The organism is Haloglomus litoreum, assembly GCF_029338515.1.
GTDB lineage: Archaea > Halobacteriota > Halobacteria > Halobacteriales > Haloarculaceae > Haloglomus > Haloglomus litoreum.
Window position 1 is genome coordinate 2,133,776 of the sequence record NZ_CP119988.1, and the last position, 21,676, is coordinate 2,155,451.

23 protein-coding genes are annotated in these 21,676 nt (G+C 69.3%); 13 read left to right on the plus strand and 10 right to left on the minus strand.

Annotated elements, in window-relative coordinates; genetic code table 11:
* Positions 1-355 precede the first annotated feature (355 nt).
* A complete protein-coding gene (locus P2T62_RS10590; RefSeq protein ID WP_276261362.1) occupies positions 356-1,201 on the plus strand; it encodes an alpha/beta fold hydrolase in 846 nt (281 codons plus the stop codon).
* An 11-nt stretch (positions 1,202-1,212) separates the two neighbouring features.
* On the opposite strand, the gene P2T62_RS10595 is transcribed toward P2T62_RS10590, so the two are convergent.
* Positions 1,213-1,881 carry a DNA methyltransferase gene (locus P2T62_RS10595; protein WP_276261363.1) on the minus strand — a complete coding sequence of 223 codons (669 nt, stop codon included), beginning with the start codon at positions 1,879-1,881 and terminating at the stop codon, positions 1,213-1,215.
* Positions 1,882-1,968: 87 nt separating this feature from the next.
* Between P2T62_RS10595 and P2T62_RS10600 the strand changes: the two genes are divergently transcribed.
* The gene (locus P2T62_RS10600) at positions 1,969-2,892 is read left to right on the plus strand and encodes a hypothetical protein (RefSeq protein ID WP_276261364.1); all 924 of its coding nucleotides are present in this window, start codon (positions 1,969-1,971) and stop codon (positions 2,890-2,892) included.
* Here the strand turns inward: P2T62_RS10600 and P2T62_RS10605 are convergent.
* Entirely contained in the window at positions 2,886-3,806 is a 921-nt protein-coding gene (locus tag P2T62_RS10605) for a hypothetical protein (protein ID WP_276261365.1), read from the minus strand. The genes P2T62_RS10600 and P2T62_RS10605 overlap by 7 nt on opposite strands.
* Entirely contained in the window at positions 3,806-4,273 is a 468-nt protein-coding gene (locus P2T62_RS10610; protein WP_276261366.1) for a hypothetical protein, read from the minus strand. The genes P2T62_RS10605 and P2T62_RS10610 overlap by 1 nt, the downstream gene beginning before the upstream one ends.
* Before the next feature lie 134 nt (positions 4,274-4,407).
* On the opposite strand from P2T62_RS10610, the gene P2T62_RS10615 reads away from it, so the two are divergent.
* The 7 genes from P2T62_RS10615 to P2T62_RS10645 all read left to right on the plus strand — a co-directional run bounded on the left by P2T62_RS10615 (position 4,408) and on the right by P2T62_RS10645 (position 11,222).
* Entirely contained in the window at positions 4,408-4,680 is a 273-nt protein-coding gene (locus P2T62_RS10615; RefSeq protein WP_254822187.1) for an NADH-quinone oxidoreductase subunit J, read from the plus strand.
* Entirely contained in the window at positions 4,677-5,036 is a 360-nt protein-coding gene (locus P2T62_RS10620) for an NADH-quinone oxidoreductase subunit J (RefSeq protein ID WP_276261367.1), read from the plus strand. Before P2T62_RS10615 ends, P2T62_RS10620 begins: the two co-directional genes overlap by 4 nt.
* Complete coding sequence (gene nuoK, locus P2T62_RS10625) at positions 5,036-5,341, plus strand: NADH-quinone oxidoreductase subunit NuoK (protein WP_276261368.1); 306 nt, start codon at positions 5,036-5,038, stop codon at positions 5,339-5,341. Before P2T62_RS10620 ends, nuoK begins: the two co-directional genes overlap by 1 nt.
* 1 nt (position 5,342) lies before the next feature.
* On the plus strand, positions 5,343-7,415 hold the full coding sequence (nuoL, locus tag P2T62_RS10630) for an NADH-quinone oxidoreductase subunit L (RefSeq protein ID WP_276261369.1): 2,073 nt from the start codon (positions 5,343-5,345) through the stop codon (positions 7,413-7,415).
* Positions 7,412-8,986 (plus strand): complex I subunit 4 family protein, encoded by a 1,575-nt coding sequence (locus P2T62_RS10635; protein ID WP_276261370.1) that lies wholly within the window; start codon positions 7,412-7,414, stop codon positions 8,984-8,986. Before nuoL ends, P2T62_RS10635 begins: the two co-directional genes overlap by 4 nt.
* Positions 8,983-10,515 carry an NADH-quinone oxidoreductase subunit N gene (locus P2T62_RS10640; protein WP_276261371.1) on the plus strand — a complete coding sequence of 511 codons (1,533 nt, stop codon included), beginning with the start codon at positions 8,983-8,985 and terminating at the stop codon, positions 10,513-10,515. Before P2T62_RS10635 ends, P2T62_RS10640 begins: the two co-directional genes overlap by 4 nt.
* 257 nt (positions 10,516-10,772) lie before the next feature.
* Entirely contained in the window at positions 10,773-11,222 is a 450-nt protein-coding gene (locus P2T62_RS10645; protein ID WP_276261372.1) for a universal stress protein, read from the plus strand.
* Positions 11,223-11,264: 42 nt separating this feature from the next.
* Here the strand turns inward: P2T62_RS10645 and P2T62_RS10650 are convergent, their stop codons facing one another.
* The 4 genes from P2T62_RS10650 to P2T62_RS10665 form a co-directional block, all read right to left on the minus strand.
* Positions 11,265-12,890, minus strand: coding sequence for a cytochrome P450 (locus P2T62_RS10650; RefSeq protein ID WP_276261373.1), 1,626 nt, complete (start codon positions 12,888-12,890; stop codon positions 11,265-11,267).
* A 184-nt stretch (positions 12,891-13,074) separates the two neighbouring features.
* Complete coding sequence (locus tag P2T62_RS10655; RefSeq protein WP_276261374.1) at positions 13,075-14,463, minus strand: vWA domain-containing protein; 1,389 nt, start codon at positions 14,461-14,463, stop codon at positions 13,075-13,077.
* Positions 14,464-14,781: 318 nt separating this feature from the next.
* Entirely contained in the window at positions 14,782-15,204 is a 423-nt protein-coding gene (locus tag P2T62_RS10660; RefSeq protein WP_276261375.1) for a DUF8059 family membrane protein, read from the minus strand.
* A 168-nt stretch (positions 15,205-15,372) separates the two neighbouring features.
* Positions 15,373-16,572 carry a redox-regulated ATPase YchF gene (locus P2T62_RS10665; RefSeq protein WP_276261376.1) on the minus strand — a complete coding sequence of 400 codons (1,200 nt, stop codon included), beginning with the start codon at positions 16,570-16,572 and terminating at the stop codon, positions 15,373-15,375.
* 107 nt (positions 16,573-16,679) lie between these two features.
* Between P2T62_RS10665 and P2T62_RS10670 the strand changes: the two genes are divergently transcribed.
* The 3 genes from P2T62_RS10670 to P2T62_RS10680 all read left to right on the plus strand — a co-directional run bounded on the left by P2T62_RS10670 (position 16,680) and on the right by P2T62_RS10680 (position 18,243).
* Positions 16,680-17,159 carry a hypothetical protein gene (locus P2T62_RS10670; protein WP_276261377.1) on the plus strand — a complete coding sequence of 160 codons (480 nt, stop codon included), beginning with the start codon at positions 16,680-16,682 and terminating at the stop codon, positions 17,157-17,159.
* A 131-nt stretch (positions 17,160-17,290) separates the two neighbouring features.
* Positions 17,291-17,743, plus strand: coding sequence for a hypothetical protein (locus P2T62_RS10675; RefSeq protein WP_276261378.1), 453 nt, complete (start codon positions 17,291-17,293; stop codon positions 17,741-17,743).
* A gap of 68 nt (positions 17,744-17,811) precedes the next feature.
* Positions 17,812-18,243, plus strand: coding sequence for a DUF7522 family protein (locus tag P2T62_RS10680; protein ID WP_276261379.1), 432 nt, complete (start codon positions 17,812-17,814; stop codon positions 18,241-18,243).
* A 7-nt stretch (positions 18,244-18,250) separates the two neighbouring features.
* Here the strand turns inward: P2T62_RS10680 and P2T62_RS10685 are convergent, their stop codons facing one another.
* The 3 genes from P2T62_RS10685 to P2T62_RS10695 form a co-directional block, all read right to left on the minus strand.
* Complete coding sequence (locus P2T62_RS10685) at positions 18,251-19,099, minus strand: ZIP family metal transporter (RefSeq protein WP_276261380.1); 849 nt, start codon at positions 19,097-19,099, stop codon at positions 18,251-18,253.
* A 78-nt stretch (positions 19,100-19,177) separates the two neighbouring features.
* Positions 19,178-20,308: a thiamine pyrophosphate-dependent dehydrogenase E1 component subunit alpha gene (locus tag P2T62_RS10690; RefSeq protein ID WP_276261381.1), complete on the minus strand. Its 1,131-nt coding sequence runs from the start codon at positions 20,306-20,308 to the stop codon at positions 19,178-19,180.
* A 3-nt stretch (positions 20,309-20,311) separates the two neighbouring features.
* The gene (locus P2T62_RS10695) at positions 20,312-20,791 is read right to left on the minus strand and encodes a universal stress protein (protein ID WP_276261382.1); all 480 of its coding nucleotides are present in this window, start codon (positions 20,789-20,791) and stop codon (positions 20,312-20,314) included.
* Between the two features lie 428 nt (positions 20,792-21,219).
* Between P2T62_RS10695 and P2T62_RS10700 the strand changes: the two genes are divergently transcribed.
* Positions 21,220-21,675 carry a 6-pyruvoyl trahydropterin synthase family protein gene (locus P2T62_RS10700; protein WP_276261383.1) on the plus strand — a complete coding sequence of 152 codons (456 nt, stop codon included), beginning with the start codon at positions 21,220-21,222 and terminating at the stop codon, positions 21,673-21,675.
* Position 21,676: the final 1 nt, after the last annotated feature.

Below are 21,676 nucleotides of genomic sequence, written 5' to 3' on the forward strand. Positions count from 1 at the left end.
GTTCAGAAAAACGGCCGGCCCTCGCTTCGTCGTCGGACTACGTCCGACTGCAAGCGGGACGAAGTCCCGCCCTGCTCGGGCCGGTGAAACCACGCCTTCGGCGCGGGAAGCCGCTGAGTCCTGCGGAGACTTCGTGCTCGCTTCGCTCGCACGGCCTGTCCCTAGATCCATCGGATATTGGGCACGAAAGGAGAGACTATCGGCATTAAATTTCGAAAGAGAACTGCAGCTTCTTTACTTCTATATTTTGAAGAATATGGGGCAAGTGCGGGACCGAGTGGCGCGAATCGCGTGGCTGCGTCGGCGATTCCAGACCGTGACTCGTAAGGTGGACAGGTGAATTGTCCCCTGAACGATGCCCTCCGTCCAGACCAACGACATCGAGACGCACTACGAGCGCACCGGCGACGGACCACCGGTCGTGATGGCCCACGGCGCGGGCTACGACCACCGCTGGTGGGAGCCACAGGTCGAGGCACTCGCCGAGCAGTACGAGGTGATCACGTACGACCTCCGCGGGCACGGGCGCACCGGCGGCGGGGGCGACTGGCACCAGTACGAGATGGGGCTGTACGCGCTGGACCTGTACCGGCTCGTCGAGCGGCTCGAACTCGACGAGCCGCTCGTCGTCGGCCACTCGCTCGGCGGGATGTTCCTGCCGGAGTTCGCGGCGCGCTATCCCGACTCGGTCCGCGGGCTGGTGCTCGCGGACGCGCAGGTCACGCCCGGCGAGGGGGTCGGAAACTGGTTCTTCGGCAACGTAGTCCACCCCGCGGTCATCATGGTCAACCGCGTGTTCGGGCTGGACCGGGCGGAGGCCCTCCAGGAGGCCATCGGGAGGCTGCTCGCTGACGACGATGACGAGGAACGCCCGGCGGACGAGGACGCGGAGCTGGCGGCGTACCAGGAGTCGGTCTCCGAGCGCCACGAGCGCGAGGAGGTGACCCGGGTGCAGCGCGGGCTCCGGCGCTTCGCGGGCGGGCCGGTCGATGAGGTCACGGTCCCGACGCTCGGCGTCTACGGGAGTCTGGAGCGGAAGATGATGGCCCGGAACGCCGAGGCCCTGTCCCTCCAGCACGGGACGGCGACGATCGAGGAGATCGCCGACGCGGGCCACCTCCTGACCTGGACGCACGCGAAAGCGTTCAACGAGGAACTGGTCGCGTTCGCCGACCGGGTGTTCGACGGGGCGGACCAGTAGGCCGCCCGTACTCAGGCCCGCTCGAAGACGAGCACGTAGCTGTGGTCGTAGCCGTAGCCGTACACCCCCACCTCGGCGTCGTCGCCGTTCTCCCACGAGACGACGTGTTCACCGGCGAAGCGAAAGCCCGGCAGCTCGCGGAGCGACCCGGCGAGGTCCCAGGCGAACGTGGTCGTCCGGCCGTCGTGTTTCAGGTTCGCGACCTCGACCAGGAGCGTGCCGTCCCGGTGGAAGCGGTGTCCAATGTCCGAGAACACCCTGGAGAGCTCCTCGAGGTAGGTCCCGTAGTCGCTCTCGCCGTCGTAGTTCTGGAGGGGGTCACGGGTGTCGGACTCGTGCATATACGGCGGCGAGGTCAGTACGCAGTCCAGGGTCGGGACGTCCGCGGGGATGTCGGTGGCCGTGCCGTGGTGGAGGCGGTCGGGGTCGCGGAGGCGGTCGCGGGCGTACCCGACGCGGTCGGCATCGTACTCGACGCCCCAGGCCCTGCGGTCGAGCCCCTCCGCGACGGCCAGCGTGGTTCCGAACCCGGCGAACGGGTCGAGGAGCCGGTCGTCACGGTCCGTGTACTCGCTGAGCAGCCGCCGCACGAGCACCGGTGGCATCCGGACGTCTGCACCGTCGAATCCGTCGGGGAGTGGTTCGCCGTGATCGTACACCAGGGAGAGGGCGGTTCGCACGAGGGAGGGTCACAGGGCCAGTCGCAAAGAGTCTGCCCACCACCGGTCGCCGGGAGGTTTACGCCCGCGCGTTCCCAGGTCCGCCGCATGGCCCTCCGCGCCGCCTACCGACTGCTCGTGTCACGACTCGACGACCACCCCGGCGTCTGGCTGGTCGGCCTCGCCTTCGGCCTGGTCCTCGGTGGTGGCTACGCGCTCCTGTTCGTCCTCGACGGGGTCCTCGCCAGCCCCGTGGCGTACGCCGGGTTCGTCCTCGTCGTGGCTCCGCTGTTCGGTGCCGCGCTGTGGCCGTACGCTGCCGGCGACCCACCCGAGTCGGTCCGGGAACTCCCCCGGGTCGCGGCCCGGGGCTACCCCGGACTGCTCGTCGCGCGGCTGGGTTACGTGGCGCTGCTCGGGCTGCTCGCGGGCGCGGTGCTGGCGGTGCCGACGGTCCTCGGGACGCTCGCCTCGCTGGTGAACTACCTGGCCGGCGGCGGTGCGACGACGCTGGGGCCGGAGCACGCGCGCGACCTCGCGGCCCTCGTCCTCGGGCTCGTGGCGCTGGTGGGTCTCGTCGCGGCCCGCCTGCTGTTCGGGTTCGTCGACGTCGCCGCGCTCTCGGCGGGGCCGCGCGAGGCCGTCCCGGAGGCCTTCGAGACCGCGCTCGGGGCACCCGGGCGCACGGCCGCGGTCGCGCTCGCGCTGGTCCCGTACCGGCTCGGACTCCCTGCAGTGGCGCTGTTCGTCTCGGGCATGGCCGCCGAGACGCGGGGCGTGGTGGACGCGTTCGTCGCCTCGCCGCGGCTGGCGGTGCTCCCCTCGGGGGCGCCGTCGTACGCCACGGTCCCGGAGCCCTCGCTGGCGCCGGAACTGCTCGCCGTGTTCGTCGTCGCCGACGTGGTCGTCACGACGCTCGTCTGGCCCGTCGCGTTCGGGTTCCACGTGGCCGCATTCGAGACGCTCCGCGAGCAGCGCGGTGACGGGGCTCCCGGCGCGACGGCCGCCCCGGGGGACCCGGCCGGTCAGTAGTGGAGGACGTCCGCGAGCACCTGCTGCCAGGTCGGGTTCGTTCCAGACGGTCTGTCGACATCGACGGTGCCGTACCGGTCGACCTCGGTCACCACCCGGAAGTCGAGCCGACGGTCGACGGCCCGCTCGCCGTCGGCCGTCCTGACGACGTCCTCGTAGACCAGCACCCGCCGCTCCTCGATGCGTTCCAGGCGGCCGGTCGCCGCGTCGACCGTGACGCGGATCCGGCTCCCGTTCTCGATGTCGCCGACGCCCCAGGTCGGCCTGACCTCGAACTGCCGGTAGGGGTCGTCGATGCCGTAGGTGATGGACTCGTCCGTCGTGTCGACCACGCGCCAGCGGGCGTCGTGCGGGAGGAACGGGTCGCCGAACACCTCGTGGCTGTCGGCCAGTTCGAAGCTGGCGCCGCGCTGTGGGGCCTCGAACGCCGGGACCCCGGCTCCCGGGTCCGTACTCGCACCGTCGATGCCGAACTCCGAGACGATGCCGCCGTCGGTCGCGTAGACGACGCTGGTCCCGGGCCGGCGGACCGTCCCGGTGTGGAGGAACGCGCCGAACGAGTGGAACTGGGTCGGGACGAACCGGTCGTCGGTCTCCAGGATGCGGCGGTGGGTCCGGTAGACGGCGAGGTGCTGGCGGTCGGTGAACGACCGGACGTGGCGGTAGGTCGCGCGGTGATACCGGTCGCCGTCGGTGTCGGCGTCGCGGACGTAGACGCGCGTGACGAGCCGATGGTCCATCACCGAGAGCACGCGGCCGGCGTCGTGGATGACCGCGCGCGGCGGCTGGTCGGTGTCGACCGTCGGCTCGGCGGCCGGCGTTCCGATATCTGCGACGCGGACGCCCGCGGCGACCCCGCCGAGCGCGACCAGCACGAGCGCGACCGCGAGGACTGCCCGGAGGCGGCGACTCATCACTCGCCGCCTCCGTCCTGCGGGTCACTCGTCGCCCGAGAGGTCGGCGTGGCAGTCGGCTGGGCCGCCCGGTCGAGCGTGTCGAGCGCGACGGACCGGTCGCCCTCGGGCGACTCCCACACGACCCTGACGGTCCCACGCTCCGCCGACGGGACGACCAGTTCGTCGCCGACATCGAGCGGGAACGACTGCGCCGGGGTCGAGACCTCCCCTGCACTCCCGACCCACGCGACCCGGCGGTAGTCCTGGGCGTCGACGACGACCGTGACGGCCCCCGTGTTGTCGGGGGTGAAGCGGTTGCCGGCGGTCATCCGGACGCGGTACCCCGGTTCGTCGGGAAGCCACTCGATGGTCGCCAGCATCCGGGGGTAGTTCGCGTTCGGCGGCGGCGGCGCGGGCTCGCCACGCAGTGGGAGACAGCCGGCGAGCAGGGTCGCACCACCGGCGAGGAGGGCACGGCGGTCCATGCGTCGGGATGTGTCAGGAGCGATAAAACCCTGGGGGTCACCCCGGAGAGATGCCGCCGCCACCTGGCGACGACCACGTACGCACGCGCCCGCGGATGGCAAGTTTCAAAGCCGTTCTGGATAACGGGTCCACAATGGCACTAGCAGAGACACTGGCGTTCGCGCTGTTCGCCCTCGTCACCGTGGGGAGCGCGCTGGGCGTCGTGTTGGTCCGCGACATCTGGCACGCGGCACTCCTCCTCGGGGTGGCGCTGGTCAGCGTCGCGGTCCACTTCGTCATGCTGCGCGCCGAGTTCCTCGCGGCGATGCAGATCCTGGTGTACGTCGGTGGGGTACTGGTCCTCATCACGTTCGCCGTGATGCTGGTCCGCGAGCAAGGGGCCGACACGGAGGTGGTCGGCCAATGACCTCACGCCCGCGGATGGAACGGAACAGCCGACAGGTCATCGGGGTCCTGTCGCTGGCGCTGTTCGCCGTCCTCGCCGCGGTCTTCCTCACGGCCGAGTTCGGCGACGCCGCCGGCTTCGGCGAGGGTTCGATCACCGCCGCCATCGGCTATGCGATGTTCAACCTCGACGCCGGGGCGTTCCCCTCCGAGGGGTTCCTCGTCACGTTCGAGATCATCGACCTCGTGCTGGTGGCGGCCCTGGCCGCCGCTGTCATGCTCGCCCGCCGCGAGGGCGAGGGCAGCGTCCTCCCGCTCCGAACGGACGGGAGCGGCGAGGAGCGAACCGGCCGCGACGAGGACGGGGGTGACCGGTGATGGCGGTCCCGGTCGAGTACTACATGGTCCTCTCGGCGGCGGTGTTCTGTATCGGCCTGTTCGGCATCCTGACGCGTCGGAACGCGCTGATGTTCCTGATGAGCGTCGAGCTGATGCTGAACGCAGCGAACATCAACTTCGTCGCGTTCTCGTTCTACCACGGGAACCTGACCGGGCAGGTGTTCAGCCTGTTCACGATGGCGCTGGCGGCCGCCGAGGTGGCGGTCGGCATCGGCATCATCCTGGTCCTGTACCGCAACTTCTCGGACGTGGACGTGACGAAGGCGACGACCCTGAGGTGGTAACATGGCTGCAGAAGGAGGAATATTCACGTTCGCGCCGGCCATCGCGGTGCTGCCGTTCGTATCGTTCCTGGTCGCCCTGTTCTTCGGCGACCGGATGCCGAAGAAGGGGGCGTTCGCCGGAATCGCGGCGACCGCCGGGTCGCTGCTGCTGTCGCTGGTCATGCTCGCGCAGGTCGCGAGCGGCCACGCCTACCACATGGAGCTGTACACGTGGGTCGGCGGCGAGGGCGTGCCGTTCGAGCTGACCTTCGGCATCCTGCTCGACCAGCTCTCGACGCTGATGCTGGTCATCGTATCGACCATCGCGTTCCTGGTCCACGTCTTCTCGCTGGGCTACATGAACGACGAGGGCGAGACGGGCCTGCCCCGCTACTACGCCGAGCTGGGCCTGTTCACGGCGAGCATGCTCGCCTTCGTCTTCTCGGACAACATCCTGATGGCGTTCATGTTCTTCGAGCTGGTGGGCCTCTGCTCGTACCTGCTCATCGGCTTCTGGTTCCGCCGCTCGGGGCCGCCGAGCGCGGCCAAGAAGGCGTTCCTGGTCACCCGCTTCGGTGACTACTTCTTCCTCATCGGCGTCGTCGGCATCTTCGCCACCTTCGGCACGGGGATGTTCGGCGGTCCCGGCATCGAGGAGTCGTTCCCCGGGCTGGCCGAGGCGGCCATCGCCGGCAACGCGACGGTCAACACGTTCTTCGGCCTCTCACCGCAGGCCTGGTTCGGCGTCCTCGGCCTGCTCGTGCTTGGCGGCGTGATGGGCAAGTCCGCCCAGTTCCCGTTCCACACGTGGCTCCCGGACGCGATGGAGGGCCCGACGCCCGTCTCCGCGCTCATCCACGCCGCGACGATGGTCGCCGCGGGCGTCTACCTCGTCGCGCGGATGTACGGCTTCTACGCCCTGCTCCCGACCGTCCTCGCGATCATCGCCTTCGTCGGCGGCTTCACCGCGCTGTTCGCCGCGACGATGGGCGTCGTCAAGGACGAGATCAAGCAGGTGCTCGCCTACTCCACCATCTCCCAGTACGGCTACATCATGCTCGCGCTGGGCGGCGGTGGCTACGTCGCGGGCGTCTTCCACCTGACCACGCACGCGTTCTTCAAGGCGCTCCTGTTCCTCGGCGCCGGCTCGGTCATCATCGCGATGCACCACAACGAGGACATGTGGGACATGGGCGGTCTGAAGGAGGAGATGCCCGTGACCTACTACGCGTTCCTCTCGGGCTCGCTGGCGCTGGCCGGCATCGTCCCGTTCTCCGGCTTCTGGTCGAAGGACGAGGTGCTGTACGAGACGCTGGTCCACGGCCTCGGCGGGAGCCCGCTCCTGCTGGGCGCCTACGCGATGGGCCTGCTGGCCGTGTTCTTCACCGGCTTCTACACCTTCCGGATGGTGCTGCTGACGTTCCACGGGGAGCCGCGCTCGGATATCGCGGAGGACCCAGAACCGGTGCGCTGGAACGTGAAGGTGCCGCTGGCGGTTCTCGGCGTGCTCGCCGCGGTCATCGGCGTCATCAACCTCGTGCCGGTCCACAAGGCCGTCCCCGCCGTTCCCGAGTTCCTCCACGACTGGCTCTACCACGGCCCGGAGGGGCTCAACGGGGAGTACTACGCGACGCTGCTCCACGACGTGGCGGGCTACACGGCCAACGCGACGTTCGCTGGCGGTGAGCTCGTCTCGGTGCTCGTCTCGGCGGTGCTCTCGCTGAGCCTGGCACTCGCCGGTGCGGGCGTCGCCCTGGCGCTCTACCGCGGCGCCGACCCCGAGGAGCACACCGCGAAACTCGGCTCCATCAAGACCTTGCTCTACAACAACTACTACCAGGACGAGTACCAGGTCTGGCTCGCGCAGGACCTCACGGAGGAGACCGTCGCGAAGAACGCCAAGCGGTTCGACGACGGCATCGTCGACGGTGCGGTCAACCGCGTCTCCGACGTGAGTCTCGTCTCCGGACACTTCCTGCGGCGCATCCAGACGGGCATCGTCTCCAACTACGCGGCCCTCATCACGCTCGGACTGGTGGTGCTGCTGGTCGCGTTCGGCATCGCTGGCGGCTGGTTCGGAGGTGTCTTCGCATGATGATCGAGGCCCTCATCGGGCTCTGCCTGCTGGGCGCGGTCCTCGTGCTGTTCGCACCCGACGAGTACGCCGGGAAGCTCGCGTTCGGCTGGTCGCTCCTGCCGCTCGCGCTCTCGGCGCTGATGTACCTGCAGTTCGACGCAAGCGGGAACGCGCTGCTGGGTGGCTCGCTCGCCTTCGAGGAGCAGTTCACCTGGATCACCCTCGGCCCGTACGACCTGACGTGGTACATGGGTCTCGACGGCATCTCGATGCCGCTGGTGGTCCTGTCGACGCTGCTGACCACGCTGGCCATCATGTCGGCGTGGACGCCCATCGACGAGCGCCAGAACCAGTTCTACGGGCTGGTCCTGTTCCTGGAGGCCAGCCTCATCGGCGTCTTCGGCGCGCTGGACTTCTTCGTCTGGTTCGTCTTCTGGGAGGCCGTCCTCATCCCGATGTACTTCCTCGTCGGCATCTGGGGCGGCGCCCGACGGAAGTACGCCGCCATCAAGTTCTTCGTCTACACGAACATCGCCAGCCTGGTCCTGTTCATCGGGTTCTTCGGGCTGGTGTTCGGGCTGGGCAACAGCATCGATTCGCTCGCGCTGCCGGAGATCGCGCAGGCGCTGCGGGCCGGTGAACTCGGGTCGCTCGCCGGTGGGCTCATCGGCCCCGAGCAGCTGGCACTGCTCGCGTTCGTCGCGATGTTCATCGGCTTCGGCGTGAAGGTGCCCATCGTCCCGTTCCACACGTGGCTGCCGGACGCCCACGTCGAGGCCCCGACGCCCATCTCCGTGCTGCTGGCGGGCGTCCTGCTGAAGATGGGGACGTACGCAATGTTGCGGTTCAACTTCACGATGCTCCCGGAGGTTGCGCGCGACCTCGCGGTGCCCATCGCCGCGGTCGCCGTGATCAGCGTCATCTACGGGGCGCTGCTGGCGCTCGCGCAGTCCGACCTCAAGCGCATCGTCGCGTACTCGTCGGTCTCGTCGATGGGCTACGTCATCCTCGGCCTGGTCGCCTACACCGCGTACGGCGTCGGTGGTGCGACGTTCCAGATGGTGAGCCACGGCCTCATCTCGGGCCTGATGTTCGCCTGCGTCGGCGTCATCTACAACATCTCGCACACGCGCGAGATCGGCGACATGAAGGGACTCGCCGAGCGGATGCCACTCACCGTCGGCGCGTTCGTCGCCGGCGCGTTCGCCTACGCCGGCCTGCCGCTGATGGCCGGCTTCGCCGCGGAGTTCTTCATCTTCGTCGGTGCGTTCCAGTCGACCGTCATCGCGGGCAACGGCATGGCCGTGATGACCGGGCTGGCGATGTTCGGCATCGTCATCGTCGCCGGCTACCTGCTGTGGGCGATGCAGCGCTCGCTGTTCGGGCCGTTCGAGTTCGACGGCGACTACGAGATCACCCGTGCGGCCCGGCACGACGTCGTGCCGCTGGTCGTCCTCATCGTCGTCATCATCGCGCTCGGGACCTTCCCGAACGACACGTTCTTCCGGATGATCACGGACGCGGTCGGGCCGCTGGTCGACGGCGCGACGGCTGAAGCCGCCATCGGCCTCGGAGGTGGTTCCCCATGATGCCCCTACAGTCCACGACCCTCTCGCCGGACTGGGCGGCGCTCACGCCGGCGCTCGTGCTGGCCGTGTTCGCCCTGCTCCTGTTCGTCCTCGACAGCATCGACCCGGACGAGTCCAACAGCGGCCTCCTGGCCGGTACCGCGACGGTCGGGACCGTCACCGCCATGATCGTCTCCGGGGCCTTCCTGCTGCTCGGCGTCGGCGCCGACGGCGGAGCCGCCCTGTACGGCGGCCAGCTGGTCGTCGACTCCATGGCGCTGTTCTTCATGTTCATCTTCACCAGCGTCGCCACGCTGGTCTGCCTCGCGAGTCTGGACTACCTCGAGGGGCGCCAGTACCAGGCCGAGTACTACATCCTGGTCATGCTGGCGACGACCGGGATGGCCCTGATGGCGGCGTCGAACTCGCTGGCGACGGTCTTCGTCTCGCTGGAGCTGCTGTCGCTCCCCTCGTACGCGCTCGTGGCGTTCCTCAAGAACGACCGCGGCAGCGTCGAGGCCGGGATGAAGTACTTCCTCGTCGGGGCGCTCTCCTCGGCGGTGTTCGCCTACGGCGTCTCGCTGGTCTACGGTGTCACCGGCAGCCTCCTGCTGGAGGAGGTCGCCGCGGCACTCCAGAGCGCCGGTGCCCTGTCGGGGCTCGGCGGCGTCTTCGGCGTCGGCGTCCTGATGGTCGCCGGCGGCTTCGCGTTCAAGACCGCCTCCGTCCCGTTCCACTTCTGGGCGCCGGAGGCCTACGAGGGCGCACCCGCTCCCGTCAGTGCGTTCCTCTCGTCGGCGTCGAAGGCGGCCGGGTTCGTGGTCGCCTTCCGCGTCTTCGTGGTCGCGTTCCCCATCGAGGCGGTCGCGCCGGCCATCGACTGGGTGCTCCTGTTCCAGGTGCTCGCGGTCGTGACGATGACGCTGGGCAACTTCGCCGCCGCCACGCAGGAGAACGTCAAGCGGATGCTGGCCTACTCGTCGGTCGGGCACGCCGGCTACGTGCTCATCGGCCTCGCGGCCCTGACGGGCGCGGGTAACGGCGAGATCGTCCTCGGCGCGGGCATGATCCACCTCCTCGTCTACGGCTTCATGAACACGGGTGCGTTCCTGTTCGTGGCCATGGTCGAGTACTGGGGCGTCGGCCGTACCTTCGAGGACTACAACGGCCTCGCGACGAAGGCACCGGTCGCCTGCGTCGCGATGACCGTCTTCATGTTCTCGCTGGCGGGCCTCCCCATCGGCGGGGGCTTCCTCTCGAAGTACTACCTGCTCGCCGGCGCGGTCGGCGCGGGTGTCTGGTGGCTCGCTCTCGTCGCGGCCATCAACAGCGCGCTCAGCCTGTTCTACTACTCCCGTGTCGTCAAGGCGATGTGGATCGAGGAGCCCAACGGCAACCTCGAACAGATCGACACACGCGGCTACCCGACGGGCCTGTACGCGGCGGTCGTCATCGCGGCCCTCGTGACGGTCCTGCTGCTCCCGGCCATCGGCGTCTTCTCCGGCGTCGCCTTCGAGGCCGCCGACGCCGTCCTGCAGCTCGGGCCCTGAATCAGGGCCAGTTCCCTTCTCGCGCTTTCGCCGGCGCTCCCGTCTTCGATGGACCCGAGCAAGCGGTCCGCGACCGCCAGTAGGGAGGGCGCCCGGAGGTGGGTCACGGCGGCTCACCGGAGGGACAGCGGGTGAGCGTGGAGCGGTCCCGTTCTCCCGTGGAGCGAGCTCACAGACGGCGACCCCGGTACCTCTGGTTCCCAGAACCGGAGGAACTGGCTCCGGCTTTATTGCGCTCCCTCTCGCAGCCGTGAGTGATGTACGATCGGATCCTGCTCTCGACGGACGGGACGAGTGCCTCTGCAGAGGCCGAATCGCACGCCATCGAACTCGCGGCGGCTCACGATGCCGTACTGCACGTGCTCTACGTGGTCGACGAGGACGTCGTGACCGCGTACAGCGGCGACGAGTACGTCGACGAGGCCGAAGGGCCGGAACACGGGCTCGAGGAGCTCGGGGAGGAGACACTCGCGGCCATCCGACGTGATGCGGACGCTGCCGGGGTCGAAGTCGCCGAGGCGATGCAGCACGGTCGACCCGCCGAGCGGATCGTCGAGTACGCCGACGATACCGACGCGGACCTGATCGTCCTCGGGACGAAACGCCGCCCGGAGGAGTACCGCGCGCTGCTCGGCAGCGTCACCGACCGGGTCCTTCGATTGACGACCCGTCCGGCGACCGTGGTGAAGACCGAAGTTCGGGCCTGAATCGCCATCCGGAACGGATGGGCCCACACCCGACACCGCTTCTCATGTCGGGTTCGCGGGCGTGAATCTGACGTGGATGTCGCGGTCGGGCTGGAGATTGATGGCGGAGTCGAGGCCGACGGTCGGGGGCTCGTGGGGGTCGAACTCGTCGTCCTCGCCGGTGGGCCGTGCGAACTCGATGTCGTAGGTCGCGCAGATGGCCGCGAGGACGGCCGTCGCCTCCGTGGTCGCGATGGACTCGCCGAGACAGGCGTGTCGACCGACCGAGAACGGCAGGTAGGCGAGCTCGTGCCGGTCGGCCACGGCGTCGGGCTCGAACCGGGAGGGGTCGAACGTGTCGGGGTCGTCCCAGAACTCCGGGTCGTGGTGGGTGACGTAGGGACTGATGAGCACGTGCGACCCCTCGGCGATGGGCTGGCCCCCGACCTCGGTATCGGCCGTCACCGTCCGGCCGAACACGGGCAGGGGCGGGTAGAGCCGGATGGCCTCCTGCCAGACCCGCCGCGTGTAGGGCAGGCCCTCGAGGAACCGCTGGCCGGTCTCGGGGTCCGGCTCGGACTCGGTCATCGCGACAGAGCAGTACGCCTCGCTGAACGGGGCAAGTAACTCCGTCTCGCGTGCCTCCTCGCGGATGCGCTGTTGCACCTCGGGTCGGGCGGCCAGCAGGTAGCACGACCACGTCAGGCCGGCGGTGACGGTGGCGTGGCCGGCGATGAGGAGCCCCAGCACCTCCTGGCGGAGGGTCGCGGGGTCGAGCGCCGCACCGTCGACGGGGTCGGCCCGACACAGCCACGTCCCGAGCGCGTCGTCGTACGCGCGGGGCGTGCGCTGCCGGCGCTCGACGATGGCGTCCGCGGCGCCGACGAGCTGGTCGACGTAGGCTTCGATCTGGCGTTCCTGGCGGCCCGTCAGTTCCACGTACGGGTCGGCGCCCAGCGGCCCCTGCAGCCAGCCCGGGAGGTGGAGTTCCTCGGGCAGATGCCTGGTGACGTGGCTCGTGACCATGTGGAGCTGGCGGCGCTTGAACAGGTCACGCAGCCCGTCCACCGCCTCGATGATCTCGGTCTCGTGAGCACGGATATCCGGGCCGAACAGCGAGACACCGAGCAGCCGGAGCGTCAGGCGCTGCATCGCGGGCATCAGGCGGATACCGTCGTGGCCGGGTGCGTACACGCGGACGGCGTCGGGCACGGTCCGTGGATCGCCGGCCGACGTTCCGCCGTCCGGCCCCTCGAACTCGGCCATCGCGGCCAGCGTGGTCTCGACGATCTCCGGGACCTTCCTCGCGACCGCGCGTTCGGTGAACTCCGGGCTGAGGAGCCGGGTCCGCCGGGACCACGATCCCTCCTCGCTGTCCTCGTGGAGGCTCACGATGCTGTTCCGGACCACGCGCCCGAAGTCACGGGAGCCGGGCACGTCCAGCGCACCGAAGTCGCGGGGATGTGTCTGGAGGACGTACTGCAGGTCGTCCGGGTGTGTCAGCAGGAACACGTCCGAGTCCAGCGCCGGATGGATCGGCGGGATGCGGACCGTGTGCCCGTACTGGTCACGGAGGTACCGACCCACGACGAGCGGGTCCTCGTTCACCAGTCGCGGGACCAGCTCCATCAGCGTGCCCAGCGACGGCCCACCCGGGAGCCCCGACGGATCGATGTCCCTGATTCCCATTACACCCTGCAATTGTTGCCGGAAGGTAATGAGTGTCGTGGCCATAGTGAGCGAATCCCACGAATGGAGAGTGCCGACGGCTACCACCTGTAGTGGGTCGATGGAGACAGGGCGCCTCCGGGAGTGGGATGGGGAGTACGGAAAAATCGCGGAGGGTCAGCCCCCGTCGGCTTGGCGAGGGGTCTTAGCGGTTCCGGCCGCGTGCGAGCCCGTTGCCCTTGCCGGTCGCCTTGCCGCGCCCGTAGGCGTGGCCGCGGCCGTTGTTGCCGCCGCTTCCGGAGGAATCACTGGTGGTCAGCGTTTCACCCGTGCGAGCGTCGCGGTCGGGCCGGCCGCCTCCACGGCCGCGGGAGGGGAAGTTCTCCGCGTACGCCTGCGCCGCCTCCGGGGTGCAGAAGAACGCGACGAAGCTGATCGCGTACGGTGCGATGTAGTCGACCGTGACGTCGCCGTTCCCGTCGGCCGTCACCTCGACGACAGCGAACTCCTGGCCCGCCTTCACGACGGCCCAGGCGCTGCAGAGGTCGCCCAGGTTGAACGTGGCGGACATGGGGTCGTACATCGAGCCGTCCTTGTCCTCGTCGCTGACGTAGGTGATTCCGCCGTCGTACTCACCGTCGAGGACGAAGCCGTCGAAGACGACCTCGTCGTCCTCGTACTCGACCTCGTACTCGTACTTGACCATCCCGGCGAGCTCGCACTCCTCACACTCGGGCTCGCAGACCTCGCTGATGAGGGCCTCGAGTTCGGTCCCCAGGTTGGCCGCGTCGGTGACCGGGACGAAGTCGTCGGGGGTGCTCGCGATCTCGTCGCGGAGGTAGTCGTCGAACCCGGCGACGTTCTCGCCGATGCCGACCGCGATGATGCGCCGACCGGCGCTGTCGATGTCGTCTGCGACGCCGCTGGTCTCCGTCAGCTCCCCGGGCTCGCCGGCGATACCGTTCTCGCCACCGGTCGTGCCACCCGTGAACTCGAACGTCCCGTACGGGAACGCCGTCGTGTCGTCGGCCGGCGGTGTCACGCCGTCACCGACGACGCCGTTCTGGTAGTTCGGGCCACCGTCCGTGATGAGGACGACGATCTCCTTCCCGTCGCGGCCCTCCTCTTCGAGGATCGCGTTGGCGTACGCCAGTGCGCCCGGCATGTGGGTCGCGTTCTCGCCCGGCGGGGTCGTCGTGGGGACGCCCGCCTTGAGGGCCGTCACGTTGGCGGCGGTCGCCAGGTCGAGGAGGTTGTTCGGGCCGTACTGGAACGCGTCCGGGGCGTCACCGAAGGTGACGAGTCCCAGCTGGATGTCCTCGGGCACGACGTCCAGGAAACTGTCCACGCCACTCTCGATGTCCGGCCAGGTGCCAGCGTTCCGGATGGACCCGGAGTAGTCGAGGGCGATGACGATGTCGACGTCACCGCCACAGGTCTCGATTACGGTGTGCTCGTCCGCGCGGACGGTGGGGAACATGGTTGTCGCGGCCCCACCGACGGTCGCGGCCCCGGCGACGAAGGCGGCGGTCCGCATCATGTCGCGGCGGGTGAGGGGATACAGCTGGGTCGTCTCTGTGTTGTTGTTCGTCATGGATGTCACGTTCTTCGTTCGGGTGGCCCACCGGACAGCAGCGGCCTGCAGGTCGGTGCCCGCCTCTCTCGAAGTGTAGCAGCATATGGGATGGATGAGATATTAAAACGAGACGAACGTCGTGAGGTCACGGAACGGTTCTAGAACGTTTCTCGACGGCCCCTGTGGGTGGTATGGATATCCTACCATCCCTGTCGGGTCTCACACTTTCCGACGGCGTGATCCCCGATAGGGTCACGGAGGTCCAGTGTCGGCACGTGACACACGGAATCCGCAATCGATCCGTCGTGGTGACGGTGTGAGCCGTGCGGTTCGGCGTCAGTCGTCGGCGGGCGCGGCGGCGGTCCGGCCGCCACCGCTCGACTTCTCGCTGGTGGCGGCGACGTACGCCATCAGGAGCATCGAGACGAGCAGACAGGCACCCCACAGGAAGGCCGTGGCGTGCAGCGGGCCGATCTCCAGCCCCGAGGCCGTCCAGACCGTGAGCGGGAGCGCCCACTGTCCGACCACGAACAGCCCCGAGACGGCCGACCGGAGCCGCCCGGTGACGCCCAGCGCCGGCACCGCGAACCCCATCACGATGGCGAGGATGGAGAGTACGCCCAGGTGAGCGTGCCCGCCGACCATCCATGGCGGCACGTTCGCCGGTCCCCCCTGCATGATGAGGAAGTTCTGGTACAGCCCCACGCCCATCATCGTCGCCAGGCCGAGGAAGCCCGACGTCTTCAGCAGTCGCGTCATACGTGGAACCGGGTGACGCCACCCGACATTAATCCACCGACCGAACTGATGGTCCATCGTCTCGACGGCCGGTATCATCGCCACGGCTGGCAGCGTCGACACTCCGACTCCGCCCTCGACGGCCACGGAACCGCGGACGGTTGCGCCCGGGCAGGCGCGTGGTTCCGCTCAGTTCGTCGTCACGACCTCCAGCACCGCGCGATGGTCGAGGTCCGTGTCGCCGCCGACCTGCATATCCGACCGGCAGTCGATGCCGTGGAGGAAGCCGTCGCCGATGTCCGAGTGGAGGTGGTAGGCGAACTCCTCGGCGGTCGCGTCACCGGGCATGAGGAAGCAGTCGCGGAACGGCCCCTTCGACCAGTCGCCGCTCGCGGAACCGGGGAAGACGGCCTTCAGGCCGAGTTCGTCGAACAATGCCCGTTCGAGGGCCGTCTGGACGCCGGTCCCGCCGTACTCGGCCACGAACTCGCGGATGGACTCCAGGCCGGCGCGCTGGTCCTCGGAGATATCGCCGACGATGTCGAACTCGTCGTCGCCGGGACGGTACTCCACCGCACCCGACTCGTCGGCCCTCTTGAGGGCCTTCTCCGCGTGCGCGCTCGTCGGGACGATGGTGAGGTGGTCGTACGCCGGGTCGTCGGTGATGGCCGCGTAGTTCTCGCGCGCCTCGGGCGTGTCCATCTTGTTGGCCGCGATGACCATCGGCTTCGTCCGCTTGCGGGTCTCGCGGGCGACGGCCTCGCGCTCTTCGGTCCCCCACTCGGTCGGTTCGAGCGCGAGGTCCAGCGACCGGACGACGCGCTTGACGCCGTCGTCGGTGATGCCGAACGCCGAGAGCTGCTCGGCGAGGATGCGGGCGGGCTTGACCTCGTCGTCGGGCGTCGGCCGGTCGTAGGCGCTCGCGACCTTCTCGATACCCTTCTCCAGGACGCCGAGGTACCACATATCCAGCTCGCGCTCCAGGAAGTCGATGTCCTCGCGGGGGTCGTGGCCCTCCGTCGGTTCGCCCTCGGCGTCCGTCGTGCCCGAGAAGTCGACGACGTGGACCAGGACGTCCGTCTCGTTGAGGTCCGTCAGGAACTGGTTACCCATCCCCTTCCCCTCGTGGGCGTCCGGCACGAGCCCCGCAACGTCGACGAGCTTGACGGGGACGTAGCGCCGGCCGTCGCGACAGACGCCGACGCTCGGCTCGCAGTCCTCGTCGAACTCCGGCGCGGCACACTCGACCCCGACGTACGCCTCGCCGAGGCTGGGGTCGATGGTCGTGAAAGGGTAGGCCCCCTCGGGCACGTCGTTCATCGTCGCGGCGTTGAAGAACGTCGACTTGCCCACCGAGGGCTTGCCGACAAGACCGATGCGATAGCTCATTGTCGGCACGGAGCGACGGCCAGGGATAGCGGTTTCCACTCGATCGCCGTGTGCGACGTGACGGCGTCACACGGGGGGTTTTCAGCGTCCGGACCCTACCGGATGCCGTGACCGCCGGCCGCGACGCCGACACCGACGGGGGACCTGCCGACGCCTCGGGGGACACGAGCGTGTGCGTGGTGGCTACCCGACCGGACACCTTCGAGGCCTGCAGGGTGGGCCTCTACCCGGCCCCGCGCTCGTACGACCGGACGCGCCGCGAGTTCGACGCGATGGCGTTCTACCGGACCGCGCCCGTCTCGGCCATCACCCACTACGCTCGGGTGACGGGCCGTACCGAGGAGACGCGGGCCGCAGCGCACGGGGGCGGTGCCACGCACATGACCCCGGAGCGGTGGGAGACGCTCATCGCCCCGTTCTCCGAGGAACGGACCGTCCTCGTGTTCGAACTCGACGACCTCGTTCCGCTCTCGGACCCGGTGGCGAACGACGGCACCGGCGTCCGGGGCGCCTGGTACTGCACGCTCCGCGACCTCCGGGCCGCATCCGCACTGAGCGACCTTCGCGAGCGCACGGCCTCCGGATGAGCGGGGCGGGTGCCACCCACCCCGCCCGGGTCAACCTTCCGACGAACGGCCCTGATTCGTGGGTTACGAGGGCCGATATCCGACGTGAACGGTCCACATCCTATAAATACGTGACCTGCTAGCATGGCTCCATGAGCGCCGTCCGCGAACCCTGCCCGAACTGCCAGCTCCCGTTCTACACGGACCGGAACGACGACTGCCCCTACTGCGGGACCGGCGTGGGGGGCGGCCCCGCCGACACGTCCAGGTCGGTCTCGGACGACGGCGCGTCCAGCAGCGGAGCCGGCGGCGTGTCGCCCGTCGACACCGCGCCGGCCGGGTCGCTGGCGGGCGGGGCCTCCCCGTCACGCCCCCGCGTCGCCTGCTCGAACTGTGGCCTCCCACACTACGCCGACGACGACAACGGCTGTCCGTACTGCGCCGCCGCCGGCGTCGAGCCAGACGACACCGAGCCAGCACCAGAGCGCTCGGAGTCACCGGCGGAGTCGGCGTCGGCCACGGACACCGCCGGGGCGGCCGAACCGACGACCGGGGAGCGATCCGGGGGCCTCCTGTCACGTATCCGGGGGCTGTTCGGCGGCTGAGGGGCGTCGAGGGCGGGCCGCGCTCGCCCCACCGATACGCTTGATACCTTGCTCGGCGTATCCGGAGCATGAACGAAGGCGTGTACAACTGCGGAATCGAGGCCGCGCGCGCCGACGAACTCGTCAGCGCGGCCCGGACCAGCCTCGGCGACACACTCCGGAGCCTCGTCTACTTCACGCCCGGCGCGTACGATGTCCTCTACGTCCGGAGCGACCTGTACGAGGACCGGGAGACGGCGTACCGGGCGAAGGCGGAGCTCGTCGACATGGAGCGGGTGGGGTTCGCGGAGATGCCCGTCCGCAGCAGCATCGCCCGCCGTGGCCGGCGGTCGGAACTCGGCGACTACGAGTTCACCGTCCGGTTCCATGAGGAGGGTTTCGTGGTCCGTGTCATCCGGGGGTACTGTGGCGTCCTGCTGACGGTCGATCGGATGGACGTGGAGGCGTTCGAGGATGCGGTGACCGCCATCCGGGCCATCCTCGCCGAGACGACGCACTGAGTCCTCGCTAGGCCAGGACGACGTCCAGCGTCAGCATCACCGCGAGGCCGATCATCAGCCCCATCGTGGCGACGTGCTCGTTCCCACGGGCGTGGGTGCTGGGCACGATCTCGTGGCTGATGACGAACAGCATCCCGCCGGCAGCGAACCCCATCGCGTACGGGAGCAGGGGTGCGGCGACCGTGACGGCGACGGCCCCGAACACCGCCAGCGGGATCTCGACGACGCCGGCGCGGATGCCAGCGACGACGGCGTAGAACGACGACCCGAGGCCGGCGTCCCGGGCGCTGATGGAGACGGCGAGTCCCTCGGGGATGTTCTGGATGCCGATGGCGAGCATCAGTGCGATGCCGTCGCCGACGTTGCCCGACCCGAAGCCGACGCCGACTGCGAGTCCCTCGGGCATGTTGTGGAGCGTGATGGCGAGGATGAACAGGACGGTCGCGCTGACACGGGCCTGGTCGAGGTCCGCGTCACGGCCCATGCGACCGGTGATGACCTCGCCGATCTCCGGGGCGATCTCCTCGCCGCGGTCCAGCAGGACGACCCCGAGCGTGAACCCGATCAGGACCGGGACGACGCCGCCGAGCGTGACGCCGGCGATGCTGGCCTGGTAGGCTGGCTGCTCGGCGAAGTCGATACCGGGCAGCAGGAGGCTGGTGAACGAGGCCGACAGCATCACCCCGGCGGCGAACCCCATCAGGCCGTCCAGGGTGCGCTCGGAGGGGTCGCGGACGACGAGGATGCCCGCCGCGCCGACCGTGTTGAGGACGGCGATGACGAGGCCGCCGACCAGCCCCAGCATGAGCGGATCGCTCCCGACCAACGAGACGAGCGTCTCCGACGGCGTGGCCATGCGGCGGCCCTCTCGCGGGTCCGTACTGAACGTGTCGGTGGGGCCCAGGTGGACGCCGACGGGTCCCCGACGCTGCGCCTACTCCTCGCGCAGCAGCGCGTCCGCCCCGTGGCGGTCGAGCAGGTCCTCCAGGTACGCCCGCGCCTCCTCGACCCGCGGGGTCGGCTCGGCGTAGGCGTCCGTGAACAGGTCCATCGGATCACCGTCGCCGCCCTCGGCCTCGTCGATGGCGTCGGCGACCGTCGCACGGACCTCCGCCTCGATGGCGTCGTCGCGCTCGTCGTCCAGGCGGCCCGTCTCCCGGAGGTAGGCCGCCATCCGGTCGATGGGGTCCTTCTCGCGCCACTCCTCGACCTCGCTCTCGTCGCGGTAGGCGTCCGGGTCGTCGGCGGTCGTGTGGGCGCCGTAGCGGTAGCAGATAGTCTCGACGAGCGTCGGCCGGGGGCGCCACTCCTCGCGGCCGGGGCCCCGGGCGGCCGTCGCGGCGGCCTCGGTCACCGCGTACACCGCGAGCGGGTCCATCCCGTCCACGCGGACGCCGTCGATGCCGTACGCGCTGGCCTTCCCAGCGTAGGTCTCGCTGGCGGTCTGCTCGCTGGCCGGCGTGGAGATGGCCCAGCCGTTGTTGTGGCACATGAACAGCGCCGGGGCATCGAAGACGCCGGCGAAGTTGACGCCCTCGTGGAAGTCACCCTCGCTCGTGGCGCCGTCGCCGAAGTGGCAGGCCACCACCTCGTCGCTCCCCGAGAGCCGGGCGGCCCACGCGTAGCCCGTCGCGTGCGGGATGTGGCCGGCGATGGAGATGTTGAGCGGGAAGACGTTCACGTCCGCCAGCGCGGCGTTGCCGGATTCGTGGCCCATCCAGTACCGGACGTAGCCCGGTGTGAACCCGCGCGAGGCGACCGCGCCGTGCTCGCGGTACTGGTAGGAGATGGTGTCCGAATCCCGGAGCGCGTGGGTGGAGCCGACCTGCGTGGCCTCCTGCCCGGCCGCCGGAGCGTACGTTCCGACCCGGCCCTGTCGCTGGAGGCTGACCATCCGCTCGTCGAAGTGGCGCACCAGGCGCATGTCCCGGTAGAGCCCGAGCAGCTCGTCGTCACTGATGGCGGGCAGCAGGTCCGGCGCGACCACCTCGCCGTCCTCGTCGAGGACCTGGACGGTGTCGGTGGGCTCGCGGTCCAGCAGCGCGTCGACGCGGTCGCGGTCCATCGGTCAGGCCTCCCTCCGTGGCTGGTCGTCCTCCCGGGGATGCCGGACGATGTGCACGTCGTAGCGCGGGTCCTCGGAGACGGGCGACCCGACGCTGGTCAGCGGCCGCGAGACGCGCCCGGCGTTCTCCGACCCGACGAAGAGGACGCTGACGTCCTCCTCGGCGGCGACCTCGCGGATGCGCCGCGTGATGTCGGTCGTGACGGTCGCGAGGAGGTTCGACTCGTCGGACTCGAGCATCTCCACGCGGAACCGCGCGTCCGGGGCGACCTCGCGGACCCGTGCTCGCAGGTCGGCGGCCACGTCCTCCGGGTCGTACGGCTCGTCCGCCTCGACCCAGCCGCGGGTCCGGGCGAACTCCTCGTCGTCCGGAAGCACCGTCAGTACGACGACCTCCTCGTCGGCGAACAGCGAGAACTCCTCCGCCCGTTCGAGGGCGGCCGCCGCGAGCGGTGACCCGTCGTACGGGACTAGCAGGACCATGTGACGGCCCACTCCCGGGGCCAGTATAACTCCTTGTCCGGGGGCAGATTGCGCCCGACGCCCCCCTCGGTGCTCAGTTGGCCGTGCCAGCCGACGGTTCGCCCGAACCGTCGGGCCCGGCCACGCCCACCTGCCGACCGTGCCCACGACCTCGACCGGACGAGCGGCGCTCGCTCCCCGGGCCGTCTCCGAGGCGGTCCGCTCGGCACTCGACTCGTGATCGAAAGGTCCGTGGATGTCGAGTATTCTTGAAATGTCTTTCATAAAGTGCCAATGGGACAGTATCAATCTATGAGGGTGGCCTCTTCGAGATATATCTGGGTTTATTGTGTTGGTGCCCCCGCTTGTGTCTACCCGTTACACCGCTCCGCGCCGACGACGGCGCGAGAAGCGGGCAGACTCAAGTGCCTCGACAGTAATCTCGAGGTATGACCGGGAGAACACTCGGGGAACAACCCGACGCCCTCGCCGAGGCGGGCGAACGGGTCCTCCACGTCGGGGCCGACCGCCCGATCCGCATCAGCACGGGCCACCGCATCCAGCATCACGACGGGAAGTGCTCGCGGCCGCACGGCCACAACTACGAGGTGACCGTCCGCGTGACGGGCGAACTCCGCGAGGAGGGCTGGGTCGTCGACAAGGGCGACGTGACCGCCGTCATCGACGAGTGGGACCACCGGTTCCTGCTGGAGCGTGGGGACCCGCTCGTCGAGGCCTTCGAGGCGGCAGGCGACGGGGAGGCCGTCGTCGTGCTGGACCACCCGCCGACGGCGGAGGTGATGGCCGTGGTCCTGGAGGAGCGGATGCTCGAGCGGTTCCCGGACAGCGTCTCGGCCGTGGACGTCGAGGTGGCCGAGACCCGCGAACTCCGGGCCGGGTACTGAG

What these genes read in the sequence shown, in the direction of transcription:
- P2T62_RS10680 (WP_276261379.1), top strand. Translation starts at nt 17,812, where the DNA reads ATGAACGAAGGCGTGTACAACTGCGGAATCGAGGCCGCGCGCGCCGAC.
- P2T62_RS10645 (WP_276261372.1), top strand. Translation starts at nt 10,773, where the DNA reads ATGTACGATCGGATCCTGCTCTCGACGGACGGGACGAGTGCCTCTGCA.
- P2T62_RS10675 (WP_276261378.1), top strand. Translation starts at nt 17,291, where the DNA reads ATGAGCGCCGTCCGCGAACCCTGCCCGAACTGCCAGCTCCCGTTCTAC.
- P2T62_RS10690 (WP_276261381.1), bottom strand. Translation starts at nt 20,308, where the DNA reads ATGGACCGCGACCGCGTCGACGCGCTGCTGGACCGCGAGCCCACCGAC.
- P2T62_RS10655 (WP_276261374.1), bottom strand. Translation starts at nt 14,463, where the DNA reads ATGACGAACAACAACACAGAGACGACCCAGCTGTATCCCCTCACCCGC.
- P2T62_RS10635 (WP_276261370.1), top strand. Translation starts at nt 7,412, where the DNA reads ATGATGATCGAGGCCCTCATCGGGCTCTGCCTGCTGGGCGCGGTCCTC.
- P2T62_RS10610 (WP_276261366.1), bottom strand. Translation starts at nt 4,273, where the DNA reads ATGGACCGCCGTGCCCTCCTCGCCGGTGGTGCGACCCTGCTCGCCGGC.
- P2T62_RS10620 (WP_276261367.1), top strand. Translation starts at nt 4,677, where the DNA reads ATGACCTCACGCCCGCGGATGGAACGGAACAGCCGACAGGTCATCGGG.
- P2T62_RS10665 (WP_276261376.1), bottom strand. Translation starts at nt 16,572, where the DNA reads ATGAGCTATCGCATCGGTCTTGTCGGCAAGCCCTCGGTGGGCAAGTCG.
- P2T62_RS10640 (WP_276261371.1), top strand. Translation starts at nt 8,983, where the DNA reads ATGATGCCCCTACAGTCCACGACCCTCTCGCCGGACTGGGCGGCGCTC.
- P2T62_RS10650 (WP_276261373.1), bottom strand. Translation starts at nt 12,890, where the DNA reads ATGGGAATCAGGGACATCGATCCGTCGGGGCTCCCGGGTGGGCCGTCG.
- nuoK (WP_276261368.1), top strand. Translation starts at nt 5,036, where the DNA reads ATGGCGGTCCCGGTCGAGTACTACATGGTCCTCTCGGCGGCGGTGTTC.
- nuoL (WP_276261369.1), top strand. Translation starts at nt 5,343, where the DNA reads ATGGCTGCAGAAGGAGGAATATTCACGTTCGCGCCGGCCATCGCGGTG.
- P2T62_RS10700 (WP_276261383.1), top strand. Translation starts at nt 21,220, where the DNA reads ATGACCGGGAGAACACTCGGGGAACAACCCGACGCCCTCGCCGAGGCG.
- P2T62_RS10685 (WP_276261380.1), bottom strand. Translation starts at nt 19,099, where the DNA reads ATGGCCACGCCGTCGGAGACGCTCGTCTCGTTGGTCGGGAGCGATCCG.
- P2T62_RS10615 (WP_254822187.1), top strand. Translation starts at nt 4,408, where the DNA reads ATGGCACTAGCAGAGACACTGGCGTTCGCGCTGTTCGCCCTCGTCACC.
- P2T62_RS10660 (WP_276261375.1), bottom strand. Translation starts at nt 15,204, where the DNA reads ATGACGCGACTGCTGAAGACGTCGGGCTTCCTCGGCCTGGCGACGATG.
- P2T62_RS10605 (WP_276261365.1), bottom strand. Translation starts at nt 3,806, where the DNA reads ATGAGTCGCCGCCTCCGGGCAGTCCTCGCGGTCGCGCTCGTGCTGGTC.
- P2T62_RS10590 (WP_276261362.1), top strand. Translation starts at nt 356, where the DNA reads ATGCCCTCCGTCCAGACCAACGACATCGAGACGCACTACGAGCGCACC.
- P2T62_RS10600 (WP_276261364.1), top strand. Translation starts at nt 1,969, where the DNA reads ATGGCCCTCCGCGCCGCCTACCGACTGCTCGTGTCACGACTCGACGAC.
- P2T62_RS10695 (WP_276261382.1), bottom strand. Translation starts at nt 20,791, where the DNA reads ATGGTCCTGCTAGTCCCGTACGACGGGTCACCGCTCGCGGCGGCCGCC.